1 protein-coding gene is annotated in these 1,100 nt (G+C 74.1%); it reads right to left on the reverse strand.

The window, feature by feature from the left end; all coding sequences use genetic code 11:
- Window positions 1-917 (reverse strand): serine/threonine-protein kinase (locus FOE67_RS26540; protein ID WP_182667363.1); only part of this gene is annotated, 917 nt, incomplete at its 3' end.
- Window positions 918-1,100: the final 183 nt, after the last annotated feature.

The raw sequence follows: 1,100 nt of genomic DNA on the forward strand, positions 1-1,100 counted from the left end.
GCGTCGGTCCGCGGGGAGCCGGCCCCCGGGTGCCGGATCAGCCGTCGGACGGGGGGCCGGGAGGGTGCGGAGCGCCCGAGAACCCGGGCGGCCCGGTCGACGGTGTCCAGCGGACGGTGGTCGGGGACCTTGGCGAGCAGGTCGAGGATCAGACGCTCCAGGCCGAGGGGAAGGTCGGGGCGGAGCCGGTGGGGCGGCTCGGGGGCGGCGTCCCGATGGCCGACGAGCACGGCCCAGGGGTCGTCGTAGGCGAAGGGGGGACTGCCGGTGGCCAGTTCGTAGAGGACGCACCCCAGGGAGTAGAGGTCGCTGCGCGGGTCGACCACCCCGCCGGAGATCTGCTCGGGCGACATGTAGTGCGGGGTGCCCATCGCCATCCCGGTCACGGTGAGACGGGCCCCGGGGTCGATGTCACGGGCGGGACGGGCGATGCCGAAATCGCACACCTTGACCGTCCCGTCGGTCAACCGGACGATGTTGGTGGGTTTGAGGTCCCGGTGCACGATCCCCCGACAACGCGTGTGGTCGAGGGCCGCGGCGACCTGCCGGGCGATGTCGGCGACCTCCCCGTGGGGCAGGGGCACACCGGCGCGGTCGGTGAGCAGTTCCCCCAGATTGCGACCGTCGAGGAACTCCATGACGAGGTACAGCAACCCGTCGTGTTCCCCGAAGTCGTGCACGACGGTGATGTTGTGGTGCTGCAGGCCGGCGGCGAGCCGGGCCTCGCGGCGGAACCGTTCGCACAGGGGGTGCGGGGCGGCGGGGTCCTCCCCCGGTCCGCGGTCGGGACGGAAGCACTTCACGGCGACCCGTCGGTCCAGGATCCGGTCGCGGGCCCGCCACACCCGCCCCATGCCGCCCCGGCCGATCTGCTCGAGCAGTTCGTACCGTCCGTGGATCAGCCCGGGATCCGCCATCGCCCCTTCCGAACCCCCGTCTCCGTTCCGATCCGCGCGGCACGCCGCCTGCCGCGGACAGTATGGCGGCGAAACGACGGCCGAATCGGCGGCGCGCGGGGAGGGCACCGTCACGGGGGACCCCCCGTGGGGGCGACGGGAGGAGCCCGGAACCGCCCGGGCACGGGGCGGGCGGTTCCGGGC

This window comes from Streptomyces calidiresistens (assembly GCF_014141525.1).
Taxonomy (GTDB): Bacteria; Actinomycetota; Actinomycetes; order Streptomycetales; family Streptomycetaceae; genus Streptomyces; species Streptomyces calidiresistens.